This window comes from Rhizobium sp. A22-96 (assembly GCF_053521805.1).
In genome coordinates this window covers 201,557-227,081 of record NZ_JBNWDQ010000003.1, presented here as the reverse complement: position 1 = coordinate 227,081, position 25,525 = coordinate 201,557, and the positions used below count along the sequence as shown (strand labels likewise).

The following is a 25,525-nucleotide window of genomic DNA, read 5'->3' as shown; positions in this document are numbered from 1 at the left end:
CAGAGCTAGCATGGGTGGCGAGTCGCCCATAGGCCGAAGCGATCGAATTCCGATCGCCGTCTGTCCCGGATTGGTTAAGGAGATGCGAAGGATATGGCCTCTGCGGGCAGCAAGAACGTGCCCAAGCCCCTGCTCTTGGCCGCAGGCGTGCCAAAACGGGACAGATTTACCTGGCACGATTTCTGCCTGTTCATCGATGTTTCGGGAGTTCGCCATGATCCAGCGCCGCGCGTTCATCGCCTCTGTCGCCGCTTCCGCGGCGGCTGGCCTGTTTGCGCCCCGCATTTTTGCCGCCCCGCTTGCAAAGATGAATGGCGCCGAACTGCGCGGCCCGATCGATGCCATCGCCTACAAGGCAACGCCAGGCACGAGCGACCTCAGGAGCGGCAAGCTGCAGGCGATGATCGACACCGCCGCGCGCAACGACGTGCCTCTGCTTCTGCCGCCCGGCAATTTCACGATCTCGAACCTGACGCTCCCCGACAATACGCGCATCACCGGCGTTCCCGGCGCAACGCGCCTTGTCTATGGCGGCGACGGCCATCTGATGAATGCCGACAAGGCCAGGCGCATCGAGCTTTCCGGTCTCGTCCTCGATGGCGGCAATCGCTGGCTGGCGGATTATGCCGGCGGTCTCCTGCAATTCACCGGCGTCGATGACGTGCTGATCGACAATTGCGTGATTGCCGGCAGCCGCAAGCATGCGCTGCAGCTGGAACGCTGCGGCGGCCGGATCGAGCGCAGCCGCATCTCGGGCGCTGCCGAAGCCGGCATCTATTCCGTCCAGTCAACCGGGCTGACTGTCTCGGGCAATAGCGTCGAGGATTGCGGCGATGGCGGCATCCTCATCCATCGCTGGGACAAGGCTGAGGATGGCAGCAGCGTCACTGACAATCGCATCGCACGCATCGGCGCCAATGGTGGTGGCACCGGCCAGAACGGCAATGGCATCAACGTGTTTCGCGCCGATGGCGTGCTGGTTTCCGGTAACCGCATTGCCGATTGCGCCTTCACCGCGATCCGCGCCAATTCGGCGTCGAACGTGCAGATTTCGGGCAATCAATGCCTGCGCTCCGGCGAAACGGCGATCTTCTGCGAATTCGAATTCGTGGGCGCCACCATCAACAACAATCTGATCGACGGTGCGGCCAACGGCATTGCCGTCGCCAATTTCGACAAGGGCGGCCGCCTCGCCACCGTGACGGGCAACATCGTCCGTAACCTGTCGCTGACGGCGCCCTACGCTCAGGACGGCGGATTCGGCATCGGCATATCGGCCGAAGCCGACACGCTGATTGCCGATAATGTCATCGAGAACGCGCCGCTCTGGGGACTGAAACTCGGCTGGGGGCCTTATCTCCGCAATGTGGTCGCTAAAGGTAACATCGTCCGCCATGCCGGCATCGGCTGCGTCGTCTCGGTGGCCGATGGCGCCGGCTCGGCCGTGATATCGGGCAATCTCTTCCAGGAGATGGAGAAGGGCGCGATCATGGGCTTTCGCTGGGACAAGCCGGCATCTGACGAACTCGTCAAGGGGAACACGCAGTTCCCGCAATTGAGCATCGAGAACAACAGGCTGGTTTAGGCCTGCAGCCAGTTCGGTCGCCGTTTTTCGAAGAAGGCGGTCACCCCCTCTTTCGCCTCTTCGGTTTCCCAGGCATCCGCCAATTGCTCGACGACATGATCGATCATGCCATCGGTGATCGGCCGACCGACCGAGCGGGCGAGCGCCTTGGCACGTGCCGCGGCCTGTGGGGAAGCTGCAAGGAAATGGCGGACTTCCGCCTCGACAGCCTCATCCAGCGCCTCTTCGGGTACGACCCTTGAAAGCAACCCTGCAGCATGCGCCTGCCAGGCATCGATGATCTTGCCCGAAAGAAAGAGTGGCCGGGCATTGGCCTCGCCAATTCGGGCAACGACGTAAGGGCTGATGGTGGCGGGGATGATGCCGAGGCGCACCTCCGTCAGGCCGAAGCGTGCCGTGGTGGCTGATATCACCATGTCGCAGACACTCAAGATGCCAATGCCGCCGCCGAAGGCATTGCCATGGACATGCGCGACAAGCGGCTTGGGCAATTCGTTCAGCGCCTTGAACAGCATGGCTAGCCGCCGCGCCTCGATCATGCGCCCGTCGCGCGTTGCGTCGAACTGGGCGCGCATCCAGCCGAGATCGCCGCCGGCGCAGAAACTGGCGCCCTCACCGGCAAGGACCACGACCCGGACTGCCTTGTCATTGCCAAGATCGCGGGCTGCAGCCGTCAACTCGTCAATCATATCGGCCGAAAGAGCATTATGCTTTTCCGGACGTGCCAGAGTGAGGCGAGCGACACCGCGTTCATCGGTGGCGATACGGATCGTTTGCGGTGTCATGAGGCACTCCTGAGGCTGCGGGCAAAAGCGGCGGCGCGGGCGAGTTTCTCCTCGTCAAGGCCGGTCTCGTAGCCGCGTGCCGTCAGATATTCATGGACCGCGACGGTATCGACATTGCCCTTTGCGCCGGGCGCAAAAGGGCAGCCGCCAAGCCCGCCGGCCGAGGCGTCGAACACGCGCAAACCGCGCTCGAGCGCGACGGCAATATTGTCGAGCGCCCGCCCCGACGTGTCATGAAAATGGCCGGCAAACGCCGTAGCCGGAAGCTCCCCCAGAACAGCAGCCAGCATCCGGTCGACAGCCTCCGGCGTGCCCTTGCCGATCGTGTCGCCGAGGCTGACTTCATAGCAACCGAGCGCCCGCAGCTGCCAGGCTACACTCACGACATTCTCCGGAGGCACGGCGCCTTCATAAGGGCATTCGACGACGCAGCTGACATAGCCGCGTAGAGGAACGCCACGATCACGGCTCGCGGCCGCCACCGGCCGGAAGCGCTCGATACTCTCGGCTATCGAGCAATTGATGTTGCGCATCGAGAAGGTTTCGGACGCAGAGGCGAAGATCGCTATTTCATCGGCATCCGCAGCAATTGCCGCCTCGAAGCCCTGCATATTGGGTGTCAGCGCCGCATAGCGGATACCCGGCCTGCGCGCGATGCCGGCCATGACGGCAGCGGCGTCAGCAAGCTGCGGCACCCATTTCGGGCTGACGAAGCTGGTGACTTCGATGCGGCCGAAGCCGCAATCGGAGAGCAGATCGACCAGCTCGATCTTTCTCGCGGTATCGATCAGCTGCTTTTCGTTCTGCAGGCCGTCGCGCGGGGCCATTTCAACGATCGTGACATGGTTGGGCAGATCTTCCATCATGCCGCATCCTCCGGCCGTAGCGACAGAAGCACGGCGCTCTCGCTCGTCTGGTCACCCTCGCCGACATGCAGGCTCTCGACGATGCCGTCGCGCATAGCCGTCAGCGTCAGCTCCATCTTCATGGCTTCCATGACGATCAACGCCTGCCCCTTGGTCACCACATCGCCCTCACGGACGCGGACAATCTTGACGAGACCCGGCATCGGGGCGATCAGCCGGTCACCGCCCGCCGATGCCTCTTCTCCGCCATCGAGCGGATCGAGGCGATGGAAATGATGCGTGCGCCCGTCGAGGAACAGCGTCATACCATGCGATGCCTCAAAAATATCGACGCTCGACTGCCGGCCATCGATCTCGACGCGATGGGTATCATCGCCCTGCATCAGGAGACGCACGGGAATGGTGCGACCCTCGAAAGCGACACTGAAAAGCTCCCGGCCCTTTGCAGTAACACGGCAATTTGCCTGGCCGCCGCCGAAATGCAGCGTCACGGGCCGGCTCATTTCGCCCCAGATCTGCCAGGCGCCAAGAGCAAACCCCGGATCGGTGCCCTCAAGCCGAGTAAAGCCTCCCGCTTCGGCAATGGCGGCGATAGCCAGCGCTGCATCGTCGGGCGGTTGCGCAGACGTCAGAGCCTCCGCCTCCCGATCGATCAGCCCCGTATCCGGACGGCCCACGACGAAATCCGGCTGCTGGCTGAGGCGGGTGAGGAAATCGAGGTTTGTGGTGGTGCCGGCCACCTGCGTCTGCTGCAGCGCCTGCGTCAGTTTGGCGAGCGCAGCCGGACGGTCCGCGGCATGGACCGTCAGCTTGGCGATCAACGGATCATAATGCGGGGTGATGCTGTCACCCTCGCGCACGCCGGCATCGATGCGGACATTGCCTTCGGGAAAGCGGAGATGCGAGAGCGTGCCGGTTGCAGGCAGGAAGCCGCGCGATGGATCCTCGGCATAGATGCGAGCTTCGAAGGCCCAGCCGTTTATGACGAGCTCGTCCTGCGTCTTCGGCAACGGCTCGCCGTTGGCAACACGCAATTGCCATTCGACCAGATCGACGCCGGCGATCGCCTCGGTGACGGGATGCTCGACCTGCAGGCGGGTGTTCATCTCCATGAAGAAGAAGCGATCCGGTGACAGGCCATCTGAGACATCGGCGATGAACTCGACCGTACCTGCGCCGCGATAGTCTATGGCGCGGGCGGCGCGAACGGCCGCCTCGCCCATGGCGCTGCGCATCTCCTGCGTCATGCCGGGCGCCGGCGCCTCCTCGATCACCTTCTGGTGCCGGCGCTGCAGCGAACAATCGCGTTCGAAGAGATGCACGACATTGCCCTGACTATCGCCAAAAACCTGGATTTCGATGTGGCGGGGCTGGACCAGATATTTCTCGATCAGCACGGCCTCGTCACCGAAGGCCGATTTGGCTTCGCGCTGCGCCGCTTCCAGTGCACTCGGAAAATCCTCTGGCCGATCGACGCGGCGCATGCCCTTGCCGCCACCGCCCGCCCGCGCCTTGATCAGGACTGGAAAGCCGATGCCATCAGCCTGCTCGGCCAGAAAGCCCGGCTCTTGTCCCTCACCATGATAGCCGGGAACGACCGGCACGCCGGCACGCTCCATCAGCGCCTTGGCCGCATCCTTCAAGCCCATCGCCCGGATCGAGGCCGGCGACGGGCCAATGAAGACCAGCCCGGCCTTCTCGACCGCCTCGGCAAAACCAGCATTTTCCGACAGGAAGCCATAGCCAGGGTGAATGGCTTGCGCGCCGGCCCTCTGAGCCGCCGCGATGATCTCATCTTTTGAAAGATAGCTTTCGCTGGCCGCCGCCGCGCCGATATGGATAGCCTCGTCGGCGAGCGCCACATGCATCGCATCGATATCGGCATCCGAATAGACGGCGACCGTGCGGACACCCAGCCCCCTTGCCGTCCGGATGATTCGGCAGGCAATTTCTCCGCGATTGGCGATCAGTATCTTCGAAAACATCTAGGAATCCTATTGCGCAGCGATAACCTCGACCTCGAGCAGCCAGGCGGTGTCGAAAATGCCCGCAATCACGACAGTCATGGCCGGTGTAAGCGCGCCCAGATATTCCGCGCGGATCTCGCGGTTCTCCATGGTGTGCTGACGATCGGCAAGAAAGACCGTCACCTTGACGATATCGGCCTTGCTCATGCCCGCGGCCTTCAACTGGGCGTCGACATTCAGCCAGGCCTGGCGGGCTTGTGCCTGGAAGCCCTCGGGAAGCTTATCGTCCGATGTCATCGGGATCTGGCCGCTGACAAACAGCAGTTTCTCGAAATTCTCGAGCTTCACCGCCTGAGCGTAGCCCCCGCGCGGCTGAGGCGCATTCTTGGCATTGATGGCATCGCGTTTCATCTCGATCTCCTCACATTCTGAACAGGCCGAAGCGTGTGTCTTCGATCGGCGCATTGAGCGCAGCAGAGAGCGACAACGCCAACACATCGCGGCTCTTGCGCGGGTCGATGATACCATCGTCCCAAAGCCGGGCCGAGGCATAGAGCGGGTGGCTCTGGGTTTCGAACATCTTCAGCGTCGGCGCCTTGAAAGCGGCCTCCTCCTCTTTCGTCCAGGGCTTGCCGGCGCGCGCCAGCGCCTCGCCACGCACCGTCGCCAACACACCGGCCGCCTGCTCCCCGCCCATGACGGAGATGCGGCTGTTGGGCCAGGTCCAGAGGAAACGGGGCGAATAGGCGCGGCCGGCCATGCCGTAATTGCCGGCGCCGAAGGAGCCGCCGATCAGCATGGTGATCTTCGGCACCTTGGTGGTGGCAACCGCCGTCACCAGCTTGGCGCCGTTCTTGGCGATGCCCTCGGTCTCGTATTTGCGGCCGACCATGAAGCCGGTGATGTTCTGCAGGAAAATGAGCGGGATCTTGCGCTGCGAGCATAGCTCGACGAAATGCGCGCCTTTCAGCGCCGATTCCGAGAAGAGCACGCCATTATTGGCGATGATCCCCACGGGAATACCGTGGATATGGGCAAAGCCGCAGACCAGCGTCGTGCCATAGCGCGCCTTGAATTCATCGAAACGCGAGCCGTCGACCGTGCGGGCGATCACCTCACGCACGTCATAGGGCGTTCGCAGATCGGAGGGGATGATGCCGAGGATTTCTTCCGGATCGTAAAGTGGTGGCTCGGGCGCGCGCAGCTCGACACTCTCGGGCTTGCGGCGATTGAGATTGGCGACGGCCTGCCGCGCCAAAGCGAGTGCATGGGCATCGTCGCGCGCCAGATGGTCAGCAACGCCGGAAAGGCGCGTGTGCACATCGCCGCCGCCGAGATCTTCGGCCGAAACCACTTCGCCGGTTGCGGCCTTGACGAGCGGCGGACCGGCGAGAAAGATCGTCCCCTGCCCTTCGACAATGATGGTCTCGTCCGACATGGCCGGCACATAGGCGCCGCCGGCCGTGCAGGAGCCCATGACGACAGCGATCTGCGGAATACCGGCCGCCGACATATTGGCCTGATTATAGAAGATGCGACCGAAATGATCACGGTCGGGAAAGACCTCGTCTTGGTTCGGCAGGTTGGCGCCGCCGGAATCGACGAGATAGATGCAGGGCAGATTGTTTTCCGCCGCAATCTCCTGCGCCCGCAGATGCTTCTTCACGGTGACGGGATAGTAAGTGCCGCCTTTAACTGTGGCATCGTTGCAAACGATCATGCAATCGCGGCCGGAAACCCGGCCCACGCCGGCGATCAGACCGGCACCTGGTGCATCGCCGCCGTACAAGCCATGGGCTGCGGTCGTGCCAATCTCCAGAAACGGCGTTGCCGGATCGATCAGCCCCATCACCCGATCACGCGGCAGCATCTTGCCGCGGCTGACATGGCGCTCACGCGACTGTGCCCCGCCACCTTCCGCCGCCTGCAGGGCCGCAGCTTCCGCGACGCCGATCGCCTCCAGCATGGCGGCGCGATTATCGCGGAAGCGATCCGTATGCGTCGATATCTCTGATTTCAGGACAGTCATGCGGCTTTACCGATTGATAGGAGTGGCATTTCGATGTCAGGCAGTTTCGGCGAACAACTCACGGCCGATCAGCATACGCCGGATTTCCGAAGTGCCGGCGCCGATCTCGTAGAGCTTGGCGTCACGCAGCAGCCGTCCGGCGGGATAATCATTGGTATAGCCGTTGCCACCGAGCGCCTGGATGCATTCGAGCGCCAACGCCGTCGCCTTTTCGGCCGAATAGAGAATGCAGCCGGCTGCATCCTTGCGGGTCGTCTCACCGCGATCGCAGGCGGCGGCAACCGCGTAGACATAGGCGCGCGAGGCGTTCATGGTCACGTACATATCGGCGAGCTTGCCTTGCATCAGCTGGAACTCGCCGATCGACTGGCCGAACTGCTTGCGCTCATGCAGATAGGGCAGCACCACATCCATGCAGGCCGCCATGATGCCGACGGGACCGCCCGACAGGACGACGCGCTCATAATCGAGGCCCGACATCAGCACACGGACACCGCCATCGACCTGGCCGAGCACATTTTCCTCCGGCACTTCGCAATCGAGGAAGATCAGCTCGGAAGTGTTCGAGCCGCGCATGCCGAGCTTGTCGAGCTTCTGGCCGACGGAAAAGCCGGGGAACCCCTTCTCGACGAGAAAGGCGGTGATCCCTCGCGGCCCGGCATCCGGGGACGTCTTCGCGTAGACGACGAGAACATCGGCGTCCGGGCCGTTGGTGATCCACATCTTGCTGCCATTCAGCACGTAGCGATGTCCGCGCTTTTCCGCATGCAGCTTCATCGATACCACGTCGGAGCCCGAGCCCGGCTCGGACATGGCCAGCGCGCCGACATGCTCGCCCGAAATCAGCTTTGGCAGATAGCGCTCCTTCTGCGCCGTCGTGCCGTTGCGGTTAATCTGGTTGACGCAGAGGTTGGAATGGGCGCCGTAGCTGAGGCCGACGGAGGCCGAAGCGCGGCTGATCTCCTCCATGGCGACGGTATGGGCGAGATAGCCGAGGCCCGCGCCGCCATAGGCGTCACCGGCGGTGATGCCGAGCAGACCGAGATCCCCCATTTCCCGCCAAAGATGCATCGGGAAACTGTTGTTGCGATCGATCTCGTCGGCAAACGGCGCGATACGGCGGTCGGCAAACCGGCGCACCTGCTCGCGCAGCGCGTCGATCTCTTCACCCAGCGCGAAGTTCAGTCCCCCTTCAAACATCCGGTGTCTCCTCCCGACTTCCTCGAACGTCCCATCTTTCAGAACGTATGTCTCGTTGTATCTGCTTCAAGTTTCCGCCGCAGTCGCGTCAGGCCGCATCGGCCGAGATATGCTTTTGCTCCCGCGGCGCCTCATAGGCCTGCAGCTTTTCGGCAATGCCAGCCATGACCTTTCGGGCAGCCTCCTCCTTGACCGGACCGAAGCCTCTTATCTCATCGAACAATGAGAGGATGGCAAGGGCTTCCGCCTCGTTGTCGTTGCGCAGGCCGGCAAGCACACGGCCTGCGACCGCCTCATATTCGGCAATCAGCCTGCGCTCTCCACGCCGCTCGGCCATATAGCCGAAGGGATCGAGCGCCGTGGCGCGCAGGCGTTTCATCGGTGCCAGCATGCGCAGAAGCGGCAGGATCCAGGCACCGAATTCGCGCTTCTTTGGTCGACCGTTCGGATCCTTGCCTCCAATCATGGGCGGCGCAAGATTGAAGGCAATCCTGAAATCGCCGTCCATCTCCTCGTGCAGATGCGCCTGGAAGGCCGGATCGGTCAAAAGGCGGGCGACTTCGTATTCGTCCTTGTAGGCAAGCACGCGCGCATAGGTGACGGCAACGGCAAAAGGCACCTTGTCGGAAAGGCGTTCCTTGATGGCCAAGGCGTTGGCATGGGCGACGAAGGCGGCGTAGCGATCGGCAAGGGCTGCATCCTGATAGGCCGCCAAATGCGCCTTGCGATGCGTAATGAGTTCATCAAGGCTCATGTCCGCCAGCGTCTTGCCGACATCCGGCTTGACCAACATGCCATGCACGGCTTGTGGATCATGCGCCAGAAGCCTGCCCCAATGAAAGGCGGAGAGGCTGGCCTTGACGGCAACGCCATTGAGCTCGATCGCCTTCTCAATCGCCTCGAGCGACAGCGGCAGCAAGCCACGCTGCCAGGCAAAGCCGGTGAGCAAAATATTGGTCGACATGGCGTCGCCGGTGACTTCGGTAGCGACATGGTTGAAATCGAGGAATACGGATTTGTCGCTCACCGTCTTGGCGATCGCGTGCTGCACCGAGCCGGCCTTGAAATCGAAATCACGATTGCGGACAAAATCGGCGACCGGCATCAGGCCGGTATTGACGATGGCCGTGGTGCGCACCGACGAGCAGAGCGTGATCGCATCCTTGGACGCCCCCACCACGTCATCGGCCGACAACAGCAGGTCAGCGCCGCCATTGACGATGCGCGACGAGGTGACATCGGCCTGGTTGAGGCCGATGCGCAGATGGCTCATGACGGCACCGCCCTTTTGCGCGAGGCCTGCCATATCGAGGATCATCGGCACCTTGCCATCGAGATGCGCTGCCATGCCGAGAATGGCCCCGACCGTCAGGATGCCGGTGCCGCCGACGCCGGCAATGGCGATATTCCAGGGGCGATTGTCGATGACGGGGATTTCCGGCAAGGGCACTGCGATATTTGCATGATCCAGCGCCTTGCGCTTGCGGCGCTTGCCGCCATGTACCGTCACGAAGGACGGGCAGAAGCCTTTGACGCAGGAGAAATCCTTGTTGCAGCTCGACTGGTTGATCTGGCGCTTGCGGCCGAACTCGGTCTCCAGCGGCTCGATTGAGATGCAGTTGGACTGCACCGAGCAATCGCCGCATCCTTCGCAGACTGCCTTGTTGATGAAGACGCGCTTGGCCGGATCTTCCATCAGGCCGCGACTGCGGCGACGGCGCTTCTCGGCCGCACAGGTCTGAACATAGACGATCGCCGAACAGCCCTCGGTGTCGCGCAGCGTCAGCATCACCTGGTCGATATGGTCGCGATGCAGAACCTTGACGCCCGGCGCCAGCTCCGAGGCGCGATAGGCATCGGGATTATCCGACAGCAGGTAGATCGGCTTGACGCCCTCGCCATGCAGCTGCTTGGTCACCAGTTGCGGCGTCAGATGGCCGTCGATCTGCTGGCCGCCGGTCATGGCGACGGCGTCATTGTAGAGCAGCTTGTAGGTGACGTTGACCTTGGCGGCGACGGACTGGCGGACTGCGAGAATGCCCGAATGGAAATAGGTGCCGTCACCGAGATTGACGAACATGTGCTTTTCGTCGGTGTAGCGCGCGATCGCCGTCCACGGCACGCCTTCTCCGCCCATCTGGGTGAAGGTCTCGGTGTTGCGATCCATCCAGGTGACCATGTAGTGGCAACCGATTCCTGCGGCGGCGCGGCTGCCTTCAGGAACGCGGGTGGACATATTGTGCGGACAGCCGGAGCAGAAGAACGGCGTGCGGTTCAGCGGCGCGACATGGCTGCGGCTGATCTGGCCGCGCTCTGCAAGATAGGCAAGCTTGTTGGCAATGCGATCATGCAGGCCCCGATCGAGATCGAGCTTGATTATGCGCCCGGCAATGGCTCTGGCGACGGCACCGACCGTCAACGCTGACGAGAGGCTGAGATAGGGGTTGTCGTGCTCATCGAACTTGCCGACGATGCGCGGGCGGACATCGGCGCGCCAGTTGAACAGCTGCTGCTTGATCTGGTTCTCGATGATCTCGCGCCGCTCCTCGACGACGAGAACCTCGTCCAGCCCTTCGGAGAAATGCCGCACAATCTCCGGCTCCAGTGGCCAGGGCATGCGGATCTTCAGGATGCGCAAGCCGATCGCAGCCATTTCCTGCGGGCCGATTTCCAGTTCGCGCAGTGCCTGCAGCACGTCCTCATAGGCCTTGCCGGAGGAGATGATGCCGAAGCGGGCATTGGGCACATCGTGGGTCACTTCGTCGACGCGATTGGCGCGGGCAAAGGCGATGGCGGCGTAGGCCTTGTAATTCTGCAGGCGATCGTCCTGCATCAGTGGCGGATCGGGCCAGCGCAGGTTGAGGCCACCGGGCGGCAGCTCGAAATCAGTTGGCAAGATGAATTGCCGCTTTTCGCCCGAGAGATCGACCGCGGCCGTCGTCTCGACCGTGTCGGCAATGAACTTCATGCCGACCCAGCAGCCGGAATAGCGCGACATGGCGATGCCAAGCAGGCCGTATTCGAGGAATTCGTGGATAGACGAGGGATAGATAACCGGCATGACCGCCGACATGAACTCGTGATCGGTCTGGTGCGGAATGGTCGAGGATTTGGCGGAATGATCGTCGCCGGCAAAACAGAGGACGCCGCCATGCCTTGAGGTTCCAGCGGCGTTGGCGTGTTTCAGCACGTCGCCTGAGCGGTCGACGCCGGGGCCCTTGCCATACCAGATGCCGAGCACCCCATCCTTGCGGACGCCGGGGGAAAGGCCGACCTGCTGCGTGCCCCAGATAGCGGTGGCCGCAAGGTCTTCGTTGATGCCGGGCTGAAAGGTGACGTCGTGCGCGTCGAGATAGGTCTGGGCTTTCAGGAGCTGCTGGTCGTAGCCGCCGAGAGGTGAGCCGCGGTAACCCGAAATGAAGGCTGCGGTGTTGAGACCGGCGGCGCGATCCCGCCGCATCTGGGTCATGGGCAGCCGCACCAGCGTCTGCAGGCCGGTCATGAAAACACGGCCTTCTTCTGCGGTATATTTATCATCTAGCGAAACGCTGGTTGCCAGCATCTGCTCTCCTCCCGAGATCGCAGTCACCAATTGCGCTGTTTCGCCGGATACCTCCTACCGCATCCGACAAACCCGAGATTAGACGGTAACATGCGACGACGCTAATTTCCGAACGAAGGCGTGGCATCGGCCGCATGATTTGCAAAGATTTTGGGCGGCCTGCGGATATTTCGTGCTCGCCGCCACCCGCCCTCGCCCTTCGAGATGGCCCTGCGGGCCTCCTCAGGGTGAGGGCTGATCTCTTGCGGCTTACCGTCATGTCCCGGTGCATCTCACCGCAGACCGACAAGCCAGCCCCGCCTCATCCTGAGGCGCATTTCGGAGCGCAGCGGAGAAATGTCTCGAAGGACGGGGCGGTCCCCGCAGCTCACCGCGCATCAAAAGCTTTGATCGCAGATATCAACGGAAGTCTCTTCCGTTTGACCGGACCCACGCATAACGTCCTGGCGACTCACAAACTTCGGAGACTGACATGCTGACGATCTATGGCGTCTATCGCTCGCGCGCCTCACGCAACTACTGGATGGCAGAGGAGCTCGGGATCGAATTCAAGTCCGTGCCGGTCATGCAGGGAAGCCGGCTCGCCAATCCGCTGGCCGCCGATGCGCCGATCAACACGCTGTCGCCGGAGTTTCTGGCCATCAACCCGATGGGCATGATCCCATGCATCAAGGACGGCGATCTCATCATGCATGAATCGCTTGCCATCAATCTCTATCTTGCCCGCAAAAATGGCGGGCCGCTCGCCGGCCAGACGGTCGAGGAAGAAGGGCTGATGGCGATGTGGACCATGTGGGCCGCGACCGAGGTCGAGCCGCACAGCGTCGCAATCGTCCGCATCTATGACAATGCCAAGGAGAATAGCGAGCCTGGAAAGGCAGGGATCGCGGTTGCCTGCCGTTCGTTGAAGAGGCCGCTGGATGTGCTGGAAAAGCACCTGCAAGGGCAGGATTATCTCATCGGCGGCCGCTTCACCGCTGCTGATCTCAACCTCGCGGAAGTGCTGCGCTACGCACAGACGGAACAGGACATTTTCGACAGCCATCCGCAGGTGAAAGCCTGGATCGAACGCTGCCAGGCGCGCGACGCCTACAAGGCCATGCAGGCAACGCGCGGCAAAGAACCGATCTGAGCGCTCTGCTATTGGAAGATACGCATGCTCTCTTCCATCTCCTCGCGAATCCAGGCCTTGAAGGCCGTCACCTTCTTGGCCTCGCGCGCACCTTCGGCCGTGATGAAATAATGGCCGAAGCCCGTCTTGGCGCGAATGCCGAAGGGATCGACGAGGCATTTCTGCTGCAGCGCGTAAGCCGCCAGCGTCTGCCAGGCGAGCATCACGCCCTGACCGGACATGGCAGCGTCGAGACAGAGCGACGCGTCATTGAAAACATGCCGCTCCTCCATGCAGCGTCCGGGCAGGCCGGCCGCGCGGAGCCAGACATCCCAGGTGAACATCGCATGCCCGTCGATGACGGCGGGCACCTTCAATAGATCGGCCGGCTCGCGAAGCGTTGCCGCGATCTGCGGCGTGACCACGGGAAAAATCTCCTGCGCCAGCAGCAGCTCGGATTTGACGCCCGGCCAGCGCCCGGTGCCCACACGGATACCGATATCGACATCCGATGTTGCAGGATTGACCAGCTGCGTCGTCGCGTCGATGCGAAGGCGAATATCCGGATGTCGGCTGGCGAAACGATCGAGCCGGTGGACGAGCCAGCGAGCTGCCAATACGGGCGCCACCGAAATGGTGAGAATATTGTCGTCCCGATGCTGTGCGAGCGCGACGGCGGCCGACATGGCCTGGAAGGCTTCGCCGAGACGCGCCAGTACGGCAATGCCCGCCTCCGTGACAATCATGCCCTTGGGCGTACGCTCGAACAGCGGTCGGCCAAGCTGTGCCTCCGCCTTGATGACCTGCTGGCTGACGGCCCCGATCGTGACGCCAAGCTCATCGGCAGCGGCCTGCAAGGAGCCGAGCCTGCCGACCGCCTCGACGGCGCGAAGGCCATTGAGATGAACGCTGTTGAGATTCTTCATATAGAATATCTATATCAGCATCCCATCATTCTCAATTGCATCGCGCGATAATTCGCGCGATTATTGCAGCGTGGAATTAAAACCTGCCACCGCCAGCCGACTGATGCCCTCACGGTTGCATCGATGCGGAGATACAAGGAGGCATGCCATGTCGATACTGAAGCTTTTCTTTAGCCACCTAATGGAAGACGAGCGCGAGTCCGACAGCGACCCGCTGCGGCACCCGGCGCTTGCCGCCATGTCGCTCGAAGAACTGGCCGATCTGCCGCTGATGCCGGAAAATCTGGGGCGCCCTATGGACAAGCGCACCGCTCAGCCGGAAGAATGCGCATAAGAGAGACCCCATATCCCCGGCACGAGCATGACCGCAACCATCGACATGAATGGCATCGCTGCCCGTCTACAGCAGCTTGTCACGCAGGCTAAGCTACCCGGCGTCGAGCATGGTACGCATTATGGCCTGCCGGCGCTGAAAGTCGGCGGCAAGGCGTTCGTCACGGTCAAGAACAACGAGACCATCGTGCTGGCCATCCCCATCGACCGCAAGGAGCAGTTGATGGAGATGGCGCCGGAGATCTACTTCCAGACCGATCACTATATCGGCTGGCCGTCCCTGCCCTTGCGCATCACCGCGATCGGCGACGAGGAACTGCAGCAGCGCCTGGTCGAGGCGTGGCGATACCGTGCCCCAAAGAAGCTGCAGGCGGCATTCCGGCAGATGTGATCAACCCTTCTCGACAGCAAGCGCCTTCTGAACGGCCGGGCGTTCAAGCATACGGGCATAGTGGGCGCTGACCTTGGCGAAACGGTCGCGATCGACGCCGTCTCCCGGCAGCCAGCTTTCCATGGTGAAGAGATAGCCGTCGGCAATGGTATATTGCTCGCCCATCACCCACGGCCCCTTCAGCATCCTTTCTTCGATCAAGGCAAAGCTTTCGGCCATGGTCTGCGGCACCTTGGCCTTCATCGTCTCGATGGCCGCCGCATCGTCGGTCCAGCGATAGCCACGCCCCTTGTGGGAATGGTTGATATGAACCGTCGAGGCGATGTAGCTGTTGAAGGACTGCAACTGCGCGAATTCGAAGGGATCGTCGAGCGGCGCCAGTTTGGCAGCCGGCGCGATCTGGGCGATATAGGTCATGATCGCGATATTCTCGGTGATGACGCCCTTGTCGGTTACCAGTGCCGGCACTCGCCCCTTGGGGTTGATGGCGAGATAATCCGGCTGGCGCTGATCTCCGTTGGCAAGGTTCAGGCGTCCGGGCTCGTAGGCAAGACCCGACTCTTCCAGGGCGATCAAACTGGCGAGCGCGCAGCTTCCGGGCGCGAAGTAGAGCTTCAGCATGTTCATTTCCTCGGTTCGACTCCGCGGAAAGCTAAAGGCAACGAGGTAAATACGGAAGTGGCTGGCGTTGATGGCCGCTACAAAAGGTTTTGATCGATCAGGCTGCAATGCCCATCCCCATGATATCCGATCACGAGGATGGGCGCGGTGCTTATGCGCAGCCGGGCACGTCTTCCAATCTGTGCCAGACGGGAATGCCGCGCTCGCGGGCGATGCGGACATCATTGTCCGCCCCCTTGGAATCGCCCGGCAATCTCAACACGCCCTCGCAAAGCTGCAGAAGTCGGCCAGCGGTTGGATGAAAAATCTCCTCGTAGAGATCATCGCCGATGCTCTTGCCGCCGGCGGCATGCCAGACCGGCAAGGCAACCCATTCGCCGATCATCGGCAGATGCCCGGCCTTGAACAAGGCATGGGACGGCGCCTCCAGCCGCTTGAGGTTCTCGGCCATTTTTACGGGATCATCCCCGGTGCCGGAGCGATAGGGCCCGGCGATCAAGATCAACATGTCATGTCTCCATTTATCCTCCTGCTTGTTGCAGGAATTTGCACGAATATGCGCATATTTTCTTGATTGTCGAATCGATTCTGATAGATTCATGATTATTCACGAAATAACGTGCAGAGATCGGCATGCTCACCAGCCAACGAAAAGCCCTCATCCTCGACAGGTTGCGCCGGGACGGCCAGGTGATTGCCAAAGCATTGGCCGACGAGCTCGCGCTCTCCGAGGACACGATCCGCCGAGATTTGCGGGAAATGGCCGGGGAAAAGCTGCTAAAGAGGGTGCATGGTGGCGCCCTGCCGCTCTCGCCGGAATTGCCGGATTTTTCGACACGGCAGGGCGTTTCCTCCGACGAGAAGCGCCGGCTCGGCGCCTATGCGGCCAAGATGGTTCGCCCTGGCCAGACCGTCTTTCTCGACGGCGGCACCACCAATGCCGAGATTATCCGGCATCTGCCCAAGGATCTGCCCGTCACCATCGTCACCCACAGCCCGACGATCGCTGGCGAACTGGAACATCATTCGACTGCCGAAGTGATCCTGATCGGCGGCAAGCTCTATAAGCATTCGATGGTGGCAACGGGTGCTGCGGCCATGGCGGCGATCTCATCCATAAGGCCGGATATGTTCTTTCTCGGCGTTACCGCCATCCATCCTGCCCGCGGCGGTTCAACGGGCGATTTCGAGGAAGCGGCCATCAAGCGGCATATCGCGCAATGCTCGGCGGAAACCTATGTGCTGGCGACGGGTGAAAAGCTGGATGCGGCCTCTCCCTGCCAAATCCTGCCGATGGCTGGCATTTCCGGCCTGATCGTGCCCGCCGATATCTCCGAGGATAGCCTTGCGCCCTATCAGGCAATCGAGGTGCCAATCCTCCTCGCCTGACATCAGACCCGTCGTTCACAGCTGGAACAAGATGCCGCATTGGGATTTACATTGCGCGGCGACCATGATCCGGTCGAAGACGGGTCTTATGACGGGCTGATATCGGTCTGTTCGATGGTGATCGCCGATCAAGCCGGCTTGAGGCGTTATGCAAGGTTACGATCACATATGAACGAGCGTCGAATTCACCAGTTCTTCGAAATCAGCGTCCTGTTGAAAGGGGCCCATGCCCTGATCGAATGCATCGGCGGCATCATTCTCGCCCTTGTCAGTACCGAATCGATCCTCCAGCTGGCAAACAGGATCACGCAGCCTGAACTCCTCAACGATCCCAATGATTTCATTGCCACGCACCTGCTTGCCTGGGCGCAGGATTTCTCTGTCGGCACGAAGAACTTCTATGCCTACTACCTGTTGAGCCACGGGCTGGTGAAGGTGCTGCTGGTCATCGGCCTGCTCAGAGGCAAGATGTGGGCCTATCCGGCATCGCTGGTGGCCTTGGCGCTTTTCATCGCCTACCAGCTTTACCGCTTCACCGACACGCACGGCATTGGATTGATCATCCTCACTGTCTTCGACGCCGTGGTCATGCTGCTGATCTGGCACGAATACAGGATCGTTCGACAACATATGCCGGCCAAACGTTGAAGCGAAGCTCTAAGCCGTCAACGCAGCCGTCGGCCTGATATCACCAACGTGGATGCCGTTCCAGTTCTTGAACGCTCGGTTGGCCATGGCCATCAGACCCGCATGAACCTCGCCGTTCTTTTCAAAGAAACGGGCCAGCGCCGTCGCCACCATGACTTCGGCGGCGCGGCTATTGCCGTCATCGCATTTGACCGCGATGGCGATGCCCTGCTCAGGGATCGTGGCGCAAAATACGCCTTCGGCACCTGTCTTGGCGAAGATGCGGCCGGGGGAGATCTGCATCAGCTTGGTGCAGGCGCGATCAGTGCCGGCGACATAGAACGGCTCGGCCATGCAGGCCTCGAACAAGCGGCGTGACGCTTTGGCGCGCGAAGGCTCAAGACCGACACCGGTCGCCATCCTGGCAAAGCCATGCGCCAACCCCTTGAGCGGCACGGCATAGGTCGGGATCGAACAGCCGTCCGTGCCGCAATTATCGTGGCCGAGAGCGGCACCGGTCAGGCTCTGCATGGTGTCACGGATCTGCTGCTGCAGCGGATGGTCGTAGCCGACATAGCCCTTGGGATCGATGCCCTGATGGCTGCAGGCGCAGACGAAGCCCGCATGCTTGCCCGAGCAATTATTGTGCAGCGCCGTGGGCTTATCGATGGTGCGCGCCTGATGAATGACGGTTTTCAGATCCGACGACCAGTGCGCGCCGCATTCGAGCGTGCCGACATCACGGTCGGCGCGCGCCAGCATCGAGGCGGCGAGCGCAACGTGCTCATCCTCGCCATTATGGGACGAACAGGCGAGCGCCAACTCCCTCTTGCCGAAGCCATAAGCGTCCGCAGCGCCGCTTTCGACCAACGGCAGGGCCTGCATCGCCTTGCAGGCAGAACGCGGGAACACGGCCCGTTCGATATCGCCGACGGAAAAGACCAGCTTTCCATCGCCGTCTACCGCAACGACGGAACCGCGATGGCGGCTTTCGACCAGGGCACCACGGGTGACTTCGACGCAGACGGGATTGGACATGATGGGATGCGGCCTTTGATTTGCTGGATGGCCAGTGATAGCGGCTACCCCCGGCATTGCCAATCTCCGATCATCTCCCTGCAGCCGTAAAAGTACGACCATTCAGGCGACTGTGCGGATCCTGTAGGCGCAGCGTCTTGCCCCAAGCAGGATGTGTTCTTCGCGCTCGACCTGCGCACCGAGGATCACGCGAAACGTCTCGAGTTCCGACCGGCAGAAACCGGAGCAAGCGCAGGCAGCGGAGCAAATGGGGCAATGGTTTTCCACCAGCATGAGCGAGCCATCCTCCTCCTGCCAGTGATCGGCCATATAGCCTTCCTGCGTGCGGATGGCTGCGAGGCCTGCGACGCGCGACGGCAGATCGGCCGCAACATCGATCTCGCTGCGGTAGCGCCGCAGCATGTCCGTTTCGCGAGCAGAGATGACGGCATCGACAGCGCCCTGCCCCAATTGGCTGACCATGGTCGACAGCAGCGTTGCGGTCAGGTCCGCATGACCATCCGGAAACTGCCCGTTGCCGGCGGCGGTCAAATGCCAGAGCTGCTTCGGCCTGCCCCTGCCCGACGCCGCTGCTGTCACGGGCTCGACCAGCCCTTCCTCCGCCATCTTCGCCAGCCGCTGGCGAGCCGCCTCCGAGGATATGCCGAGCGCATCGCCGAGGGCCGATGCCAGCTGCGGCCCCTCGGTTTTCAACAGGATCAGAATTCGATTGATCGGTGATTGACGCATTTTCCAAGTTGTCTCTTGTTTTAATCCTACAGCCGTGCAATTTTCCAACCTATAACTTGGAAAATAATCAACCGCTAGGGAAAATGCCGAGGATCATCCGATGTCAAGCATCGAAAATACCGCCCCTCTTAAATCCGCCAGTCTCTTCACGCTGTTTTCGCCGAAGCTTCTGCCTGCAACGCTGATGCTCGGCGGCGGCGTCACGCTTTATGCCGTCGAATCCTACATCACCGCCACGATCGCCCCCTCGATCGTCCGGGACATTGGCGGCCTTGAACTGTTCTCATGGATGACGACGCTGTTCGTCGCCGCCGGCGTGCTCGGCTCGATCACGGTCGCAACCCGGCCGAAGGGCATGGGTCTGCGCACCGTCTATATTACAGCGGCACTCGTCTTTGGCGGTGGCAGCCTTGCCTGCGCCATCGCCCCGACCATGCCCGTGTTGCTGGTCGGCCGAGCTGTTCAGGGCTATGGCGCCGGCATGCTGTCAGGCCTTGCCTATGCCTTCATCCGCTTCGCCTATCCCGAACCCTTGTGGCGCAGAGCCTCCACCCTTTATGCCGCCATCTGGGGTGTGGCGACGGTGCTCGGGCCGACGCTCGGTGGCCTCTTCGCTGCCGGAGGCGCCTGGCGCGAGGCCTTCATCGTCCTGGTGCCGCTCGCCGTGCTGATGGCGCTTTCAGCACGCTGGTTGCTACCTAATGTCGCCGACGATCGGATCGATACCAGAACGCCCCTCGTCCAGATCGTGCTTTTGCTGACGGCGGTCCTGTTCGTCAGCATCGCCGGCACGATCGAGCACGGATCCTACAAGATCGCGCTGATCGCAATTTCCATCGCACTCGTCGCAGCGATGGTGGTCGTCGAGCGGAAGGACGGCATCAGGCTGTTCCCCTATGGCACTGTCATGCTCGCCAACCCGCTCTCGCGGCTCTATCTGACGATGTTCACGCTGATGCTGGTGCTGACGAGCGACATCTACATCCCGTACTTCCTGCAGACGCTTCACGGCGTCACGCCTCTCGTCTCGGGCTATCTCGTCGCGCTGGTGGCGCTGGGCTGGACGATCGGGGCTTTCTTCAGCGCCTCGTTTTCAGGGCGGCAGGCGGCCATTGCCATCATAACCGGCTGTATCCTGGAAACTGCCGCCACGGCATCGCTGGTCCCGCTCCTTGCGACAACTGCTTCCTCAGCCGATCTCCTGCACTTTGCACCGGCCGTTATCGCCATGTTCCTGATGGGCTTCGGTGTCGGCTTGGGATGGGCGCATCTGATAACCAGGATCATCAGCATCGCCAGAAAGACAGAGCAGGACAAGGCATCGGCCGCCATCTCGATGGTTCAGTCGCTGGGCGGCGCATTCGGCGCAGCACTTACCGGCGTCATCGTCAACAGCGCAGGCCTGACCCATCCCGGCGGTATTGCCGGCGGCATCTCGGCCGCCACCTGGCTCTATGCCCTGATGGCCGTGCCCGGCGGCGTCGCTATCATCCTGTCCTTCACGATCAGGCCAGCTTCAGCATGATCTTGCCGATGTGGTCGCTGGTTTCCATCAACCGGTGCGCCTCGACCACATCGTCAAAGGAAAATACCTTGTGAATGACGGGGGCAACCGTGCCCTCGTCAAGCAGCGGCCAGACCTGCGACAGAAGATCGTCGCGAATGGCGCGCTTTTCTTCCGCCGTACGCGGCCGCATGGTCGAGCCGGTCACCGTCAGGCGTTTTACCATGATCGGCTGCAGATTGGCTTTTTCCGCCACCGCACCGCCAAGGAAGGCGATGATCGAGAGGCATCCGTCGCGGGCAAGCGAAGCGAGATTCTTCTCCAGATAGGCTGCACCGATCATGTCGAGGATAATATCGACGCCGTGATCCGTCTCGGCCTTGATGACCTCGGCGAAATCCTCTTGCCTGTAATTAATGGCCCGCTTGGCTCCGAGCTTTTCGCAAGCCTCGCACTTCTCCTTCGAGCCGGCGGTCGTATAGACGGTCGCACCGAAAGCATGGGCAAGCTGGATCGCCGTCGTGCCGATGCCGCTGGAACCGCCATGGATCAGCACGCTTTCGCCTTCGGTCAGGCCGGCCATCTGAAAGAGATTGGCCCAGACGGTGAAGAAGGTTTCGGGAACTGCCGCAGCGCGCACGGCATCATAGCCGTTCGGAAAACGAAGCGCCTGACCGGCGGGCAGCACGCAATACTCAGCATAGCCACCGCCATTGGCAAGGCCGCAGACCTTGTTGCCGATGGCGAATTCCCTGACGCCGGGAGCGACGTCGACAACCTCGCCGGCGATTTCGAGACCCAGGATGGGGCTTGCTTCCTTAGGGGGCGGATAGATACCCTGCCGCTGTGCCACATCAGGTCGATTGACGCCGGCGGCCTCGACCCGAACGAGGATTTCGCCGGGCTTCAGAACGGGCAGAGGCTTGCGGGCGATGGTCATGACCTCGGGGCCACCAAAGGACGGCAAGTCCACGAAACGCATTTCAGACGGCAAGGGCATGGGCCAATCTCCTCTCCCAACGAAGCAATGGAGATAGTTTAGCGCGAGCCGCTTGAAAAGGAGGGACTGTCGAAGGGCGTCAATTCGTCTCGGTCAGACCGAGGAATGCGACGCCGGCTTTGCTTTCCTTCGCCTTGGCCTTGATGCCCGCAATCGATGTGCTGACGCGATTGATATTGTCGATCACCAATCCCTCGGGCAGCTGCAGGATACCGATCGAGCAGCGCATCAATGGGAAGTCTGCCTCCGCGCCGCTGCGGTCGTGGCCGCGAATGCGGCCGGCAGCACGGTCTTCGGCCGAATAGAAATCGAGGACATCCGCGTGAAAATCGGCGAGCAGTCGATCCAGGACCTCGCGGAGCTGCTCCATGCTCCAATCCGTGACGCCGATGAAGAAATCATCGCCGCCGACATGACCGAGGAAATTGCGCTCGGCGAAGAAATAGCGGCGCATCAGCGCGGCAAACAGCGAAATGGCGTGGTCGCCGAGATGGAAACCGTAGGCGTCGTTGAACGGCTTGAAATTATCGAAGTCGCAATAGCAGAAATGCCTGATCTCATCACCATCGCGGCCAGTGCTCTGCATGAAATCGTGGATCGCCCTGTTGCCGGGCAGACCGGTCAGCGGGTTCTGATCCTGAGCGATCTTGAGCTGCTTTTCGTTGATGACCTTGATCAGCGACGCGGCCGAAACGATGCCGGCATAATGCGTGCCCTCAGTGACGATCAGGCAATCGCTGCTCTCCATATTGGCGAAGATCGCCATCAGCGTATCCGCATCGGAATCAAGCCCGACGATCGGCGCCATCTCGACGAAATGCGAGATCGACCGCTCATAGACCTTGTTCTTCAGGAGATCGCGGCCGAATGGCTGATAGATATATTCCTTGAGCTGGTACTCATGGATGATGCCCCGCGGCTCTTGATTGGCGTTCACGACCGGGAAATAAGCCCGGCGCGGATTGCGGCGAAAGAGTTCGAAGACGCTGTCGATGCTGTCGTTTTCGCGGATGGTCGGCAGTACTTCGATCTGCTTGCGGATGAGGATTTCGTCCAGAGACTGGCTGTTGCGCACGGTCTTGCCAAGATCCTGCAAGTGCGGAAAGCTCGGCTTGAGTTCATTAACCAGCACCGTCGGACGAGCGATGAACCAACCCTGGACCAGATCGACGCCGAATTCACGGCAGGTCAGGAACTCCGCCTCGGTCTCGATACCCTCGGCGATGACCCGCGTGCCGAGGACGTGGGCGATATTGACGAGATTCCTCAGAATATGGCGCTTGCGGGCACTGCGATCGATATCGACGATGAAGTGACGATCGATCTTCAGGTAATCGACCGGATAGTCCGACAGGAGCTTCATCTCGCCATGACCGACGCCAAAATCGTCGATGGCCAGCTTGAAGCCCGCATTGCGCATTTTGGCGACTAGGTCGCAGAACTCGGGCACGATTGTATTGTCGAACCGCTCGGAAAATTCGAAGCAGATGGATGAAGGCGCGATCCCAGCCTTCTTCATGTGCTGCAACAGGCTATCTATCAGCGCGGCACCCTGCGGGATCAGGCGGACATCCAGATTGAGAAACAGGGTTGCCGAGGCTGCATTGGGAAGGGTGGCGAATTTTGCCAGCGCGCGGCTGGTGACCATCTGTTCCAGCCCAAGAAGCTGGCCCATGCGCTCGGCTTCGTCGAGGATATCGATCGGGCTGTCGAAACCGATACGCTGCTGGCCCCGCATCAGGGATTCATAGCCGAAAACGGCGCCGGTGCCGGCCTCCACGATCGGCTGAAATGCATTTTCGATCACGAGTTTGGCGAGAGTGACAATCTGGTCGCTGGCATACCGGCGTAGCACGCCCGGTTCGACTGCGGCAGTCAAAGACATGCCCATCTCCCTTGGAATTCTTGATCTAATTTATTTAAGTAAAACTTTGGATTTACCGCGTTTTCGACCGAACATGCGCCATAAAGCGTCAACGAAACCTTTCCCTCATGTGAAAGTTTCGTGAATGGTAAAGCAATATTAACCATTCGTTCGGCCGAGCAAAATCGGGCGCCGCGACATGGCCGCGGCCCGAAAGCCGGTTTTCCGGCTCAGTTATGCGGGTGCTTTTCGGCTTCGTAGTCGGCGAACATGTCGGCGACGCAACGACTGCCTCTTACCGTCTCGTCCTGATCGTTGGCGGCTTGCGGCACATCGCAGACGTCACCGCGCTTGCGTGCTGCATCCCACATGCGAAGTGCTTCCCGCACGACTTCACTGCTTGAAGCATAGGTACCTGTGTCGACCGCGGCGCGAATGCCGGCAGCCTGAAGCGGAGAGATGGAAACCGTTACCATCGGCATGATATTCCTCCCTTGACCGTCGTTAGGCGGAATATTCGCTGGAGACTTATTCCGCAGCCTTGAGCAGTGCTTTCGAGGCGTGTCTTGGACACGCAAACTCCAGATCATGGCGCCGTCACAACATCAATTCGGCACCGCACGCTCTACAACATGACGCCCGAAGAGTAACGCCGCTCACGCTCCTTGTCAAAAAGCAGCACTTTGTTATCCCCTTGAACGGCGGCTCATCGCCTGAGGATGAGGCCGAAGACAATCAGTGTCCAGCCCTGGAAAACCAGATCGAAGCCCAAGAAAAGACCGAGAATCCAGAGGCTGTTGACCGGCCAACCGAGCGCAATGGCAATGCCGGCAACGGCGGTCGCAAGCCCGCTGATGACGATCCAGATCCATCCGCGTTCCGGCATCACCTTGCGGCCGACCCAGACGCGAAATGTGCCGGCGATCAGGAGCGCAATAGCAAGGAACAGGGTCAGCGCCTCAGAGGCCAGCAGCGGGTTGGCGAAGGCAAGGATACCGGCAAGCGTATAGAGCAGACCACTCAGCACCCAGAATACGATGTGCTCCCATCCGCGCACCTGAAACGCGTGCGCCAGATGCACAATGCCGCCGATCAGCATCAGCATGCCGACATAATAGACCGAGGCGACGGTGGCGATAAACAGATTGCCGAGAGCAATGCCGCCGCAGATCAGCAGCAGGACGCCGAGACCGACAAACCATCCCCATTTGTCGCCCATTGCAGATGGTGGAACTTCATCAGGAATATCGACCATGACCGTACCTCCTCCTCAAGGGAAGTATGGCACAGAAATGCAACTCGGAAAGAGGTTGCGGATTTTTCGCGGTTACCCGGCGCTCGCGCGATTTTTTTATTGATTGATCAGTCAATCAAAAATACAGTCTTCTCAACCTTGGGGATTGATGCATGCCGAAAGTCGGAATGGAGCCGGTGCGCCGCAAGGCGCTGGTGGATGCCGCGATGCGCGTGATCGGCGATCACGGCTCGCTGACCGTCACCATGTCCGAAATCGCCAAGCAAGCGGGCGTTTCCCCTGCTCTTGCGCATCATTATTTCGGCAGCAAGGAACAATTGCTGATCGAGACCGTCCGCGTTCATCTACAGCGCCTGCGCGACAGCGTCGTGACGGCACTGCGCGCGGCACCGACGCCGCGCGAGAAGCTTTCGGCCGTCATCCGCGTCAGCTTCCAGGCCGACCAGTTTGCGCCGGAGACGATCGCTGCCTGGCTTGCATTCTATGCCGAAGCGCAGCGCTCCGAAGAGACGCGTCGCTTTCTCGTCATCTATGCCCGCCGGCTGCGGTCTAACCTGGTGGCCAATCTCAAGACGCTGTGCCCGGCCGAAGACGCCGAGCGCATCGCAGAAGGTGCCGCGGCGATGATCGACGGGCTTTACATCCGCCAGAGCCTGCGATCCGCCCCGATCAGCATCGAGGCGTCAATTGCGCTGACCGACGACTATCTGACAACCCATCTCAACGCGCTGAGGGGCTAGGGC

At 61.2% G+C, this 25,525-nt stretch carries 24 protein-coding genes; 8 read left to right on the top strand and 16 right to left on the bottom strand.

Annotated elements, in window-relative coordinates:
* Positions 1-214 precede the first annotated feature (214 nt).
* Positions 215-1,585 carry a TIGR03808 family TAT-translocated repetitive protein gene (locus tag ACQZ6F_RS13840; protein WP_449093633.1) on the top strand — a complete coding sequence of 457 codons (1,371 nt, stop codon included), beginning with the start codon at positions 215-217 and terminating at the stop codon, positions 1,583-1,585.
* Here the strand turns inward: ACQZ6F_RS13840 and ACQZ6F_RS13835 are convergent.
* The 7 genes from ACQZ6F_RS13835 to ACQZ6F_RS13805 all read right to left on the bottom strand — a co-directional run bounded on the left by ACQZ6F_RS13835 (position 1,582) and on the right by ACQZ6F_RS13805 (position 12,012).
* A complete protein-coding gene (locus ACQZ6F_RS13835) occupies positions 1,582-2,370 on the bottom strand; it encodes a crotonase/enoyl-CoA hydratase family protein (protein WP_449093634.1) in 789 nt (262 codons plus the stop codon). The genes ACQZ6F_RS13840 and ACQZ6F_RS13835 overlap by 4 nt on opposite strands.
* Positions 2,367-3,236 carry a hydroxymethylglutaryl-CoA lyase gene (locus ACQZ6F_RS13830; protein WP_077471198.1) on the bottom strand — a complete coding sequence of 290 codons (870 nt, stop codon included), beginning with the start codon at positions 3,234-3,236 and terminating at the stop codon, positions 2,367-2,369. The genes ACQZ6F_RS13835 and ACQZ6F_RS13830 overlap by 4 nt, the downstream gene beginning before the upstream one ends.
* The gene (locus ACQZ6F_RS13825) at positions 3,233-5,221 is read right to left on the bottom strand and encodes an acetyl-CoA carboxylase biotin carboxylase subunit (RefSeq protein WP_449093635.1); all 1,989 of its coding nucleotides are present in this window, start codon (positions 5,219-5,221) and stop codon (positions 3,233-3,235) included. Before ACQZ6F_RS13825 ends, ACQZ6F_RS13830 begins: the two co-directional genes overlap by 4 nt.
* 9 nt (positions 5,222-5,230) lie before the next feature.
* A complete protein-coding gene (locus ACQZ6F_RS13820) occupies positions 5,231-5,614 on the bottom strand; it encodes a RidA family protein (RefSeq protein ID WP_077471200.1) in 384 nt (127 codons plus the stop codon).
* A gap of 10 nt (positions 5,615-5,624) precedes the next feature.
* Positions 5,625-7,232: a carboxyl transferase domain-containing protein gene (locus ACQZ6F_RS13815; protein WP_449093636.1), complete on the bottom strand. Its 1,608-nt coding sequence runs from the start codon at positions 7,230-7,232 to the stop codon at positions 5,625-5,627.
* 36 nt (positions 7,233-7,268) lie between these two features.
* Complete coding sequence (locus ACQZ6F_RS13810) at positions 7,269-8,432, bottom strand: isovaleryl-CoA dehydrogenase (protein WP_449093637.1); 1,164 nt, start codon at positions 8,430-8,432, stop codon at positions 7,269-7,271.
* Positions 8,433-8,520: 88 nt separating this feature from the next.
* Positions 8,521-12,012: an indolepyruvate ferredoxin oxidoreductase family protein gene (locus ACQZ6F_RS13805; RefSeq protein WP_449093711.1), complete on the bottom strand. Its 3,492-nt coding sequence runs from the start codon at positions 12,010-12,012 to the stop codon at positions 8,521-8,523.
* A gap of 454 nt (positions 12,013-12,466) precedes the next feature.
* Here ACQZ6F_RS13805 and ACQZ6F_RS13800 point away from each other — a divergent pair, with 454 nt between their 5' ends.
* Positions 12,467-13,126 (top strand): glutathione S-transferase family protein, encoded by a 660-nt coding sequence (locus tag ACQZ6F_RS13800; RefSeq protein ID WP_449093638.1) that lies wholly within the window; start codon positions 12,467-12,469, stop codon positions 13,124-13,126.
* 8 nt (positions 13,127-13,134) lie between these two features.
* Here the strand turns inward: ACQZ6F_RS13800 and ACQZ6F_RS13795 are convergent, their stop codons facing one another.
* The gene (locus ACQZ6F_RS13795; RefSeq protein ID WP_449093639.1) at positions 13,135-14,031 is read right to left on the bottom strand and encodes a LysR substrate-binding domain-containing protein; all 897 of its coding nucleotides are present in this window, start codon (positions 14,029-14,031) and stop codon (positions 13,135-13,137) included.
* 148 nt (positions 14,032-14,179) lie between these two features.
* Between ACQZ6F_RS13795 and ACQZ6F_RS13790 the strand changes: the two genes are divergently transcribed.
* The gene (locus ACQZ6F_RS13790) at positions 14,180-14,365 is read left to right on the top strand and encodes a hypothetical protein (RefSeq protein ID WP_077471205.1); all 186 of its coding nucleotides are present in this window, start codon (positions 14,180-14,182) and stop codon (positions 14,363-14,365) included.
* Positions 14,366-14,392: 27 nt separating this feature from the next.
* On the top strand, positions 14,393-14,755 hold the full coding sequence (locus ACQZ6F_RS13785) for an MmcQ/YjbR family DNA-binding protein (protein ID WP_174070731.1): 363 nt from the start codon (positions 14,393-14,395) through the stop codon (positions 14,753-14,755).
* On the opposite strand, the gene ACQZ6F_RS13780 is transcribed toward ACQZ6F_RS13785, so the two are convergent.
* Both ACQZ6F_RS13780 and ACQZ6F_RS13775 read right to left on the bottom strand, forming a co-directional pair.
* Positions 14,756-15,376, bottom strand: a complete 621-nt coding sequence (locus ACQZ6F_RS13780; protein ID WP_449093640.1) for a glutathione S-transferase family protein — start codon at positions 15,374-15,376, stop codon at positions 14,756-14,758.
* A 151-nt stretch (positions 15,377-15,527) separates the two neighbouring features.
* Positions 15,528-15,884: a DUF4406 domain-containing protein gene (locus ACQZ6F_RS13775; RefSeq protein ID WP_449093641.1), complete on the bottom strand. Its 357-nt coding sequence runs from the start codon at positions 15,882-15,884 to the stop codon at positions 15,528-15,530.
* 125 nt (positions 15,885-16,009) lie between these two features.
* Between ACQZ6F_RS13775 and ACQZ6F_RS13770 the strand changes: the two genes are divergently transcribed.
* Complete coding sequence (locus ACQZ6F_RS13770) at positions 16,010-16,765, top strand: DeoR/GlpR family DNA-binding transcription regulator (protein WP_449093642.1); 756 nt, start codon at positions 16,010-16,012, stop codon at positions 16,763-16,765.
* Between the two features lie 168 nt (positions 16,766-16,933).
* Complete coding sequence (locus ACQZ6F_RS13765) at positions 16,934-17,413, top strand: DUF2127 domain-containing protein (protein WP_449093643.1); 480 nt, start codon at positions 16,934-16,936, stop codon at positions 17,411-17,413.
* Between the two features lie 9 nt (positions 17,414-17,422).
* Here ACQZ6F_RS13765 and ACQZ6F_RS13760 read toward each other — a convergent pair whose 3' ends face one another.
* Positions 17,423-18,430 (bottom strand): asparaginase, encoded by a 1,008-nt coding sequence (locus tag ACQZ6F_RS13760; RefSeq protein WP_449093644.1) that lies wholly within the window; start codon positions 18,428-18,430, stop codon positions 17,423-17,425.
* A gap of 102 nt (positions 18,431-18,532) precedes the next feature.
* A complete protein-coding gene (locus ACQZ6F_RS13755; RefSeq protein ID WP_449093645.1) occupies positions 18,533-19,159 on the bottom strand; it encodes a helix-turn-helix transcriptional regulator in 627 nt (208 codons plus the stop codon).
* Positions 19,160-19,259: 100 nt separating this feature from the next.
* Here ACQZ6F_RS13755 and ACQZ6F_RS13750 point away from each other — a divergent pair, with 100 nt between their 5' ends.
* A complete protein-coding gene (locus ACQZ6F_RS13750) occupies positions 19,260-20,684 on the top strand; it encodes an MFS transporter (protein WP_449093646.1) in 1,425 nt (474 codons plus the stop codon).
* On the opposite strand, the gene ACQZ6F_RS13745 is transcribed toward ACQZ6F_RS13750, so the two are convergent.
* From ACQZ6F_RS13745 to ACQZ6F_RS13730, 4 genes are all read right to left on the bottom strand, one after another.
* Entirely contained in the window at positions 20,665-21,663 is a 999-nt protein-coding gene (locus tag ACQZ6F_RS13745) for an NAD(P)H-quinone oxidoreductase (protein ID WP_449093647.1), read from the bottom strand. The two genes, ACQZ6F_RS13750 and ACQZ6F_RS13745, sit on opposite strands and share 20 nt — an antisense overlap.
* A gap of 79 nt (positions 21,664-21,742) precedes the next feature.
* Positions 21,743-23,548 (bottom strand): GGDEF domain-containing protein, encoded by a 1,806-nt coding sequence (locus ACQZ6F_RS13740; protein ID WP_449093648.1) that lies wholly within the window; start codon positions 23,546-23,548, stop codon positions 21,743-21,745.
* Positions 23,549-23,757: 209 nt separating this feature from the next.
* On the bottom strand, positions 23,758-24,009 hold the full coding sequence (locus ACQZ6F_RS13735; protein ID WP_077471214.1) for a ribbon-helix-helix domain-containing protein: 252 nt from the start codon (positions 24,007-24,009) through the stop codon (positions 23,758-23,760).
* Between the two features lie 224 nt (positions 24,010-24,233).
* Complete coding sequence (locus ACQZ6F_RS13730; RefSeq protein ID WP_077471215.1) at positions 24,234-24,782, bottom strand: HdeD family acid-resistance protein; 549 nt, start codon at positions 24,780-24,782, stop codon at positions 24,234-24,236.
* A 152-nt stretch (positions 24,783-24,934) separates the two neighbouring features.
* On the opposite strand from ACQZ6F_RS13730, the gene betI reads away from it, so the two are divergent.
* Positions 24,935-25,522: a transcriptional regulator BetI gene (betI, locus tag ACQZ6F_RS13725; RefSeq protein WP_077471216.1), complete on the top strand. Its 588-nt coding sequence runs from the start codon at positions 24,935-24,937 to the stop codon at positions 25,520-25,522.
* Positions 25,523-25,525 lie beyond the last annotated feature (3 nt).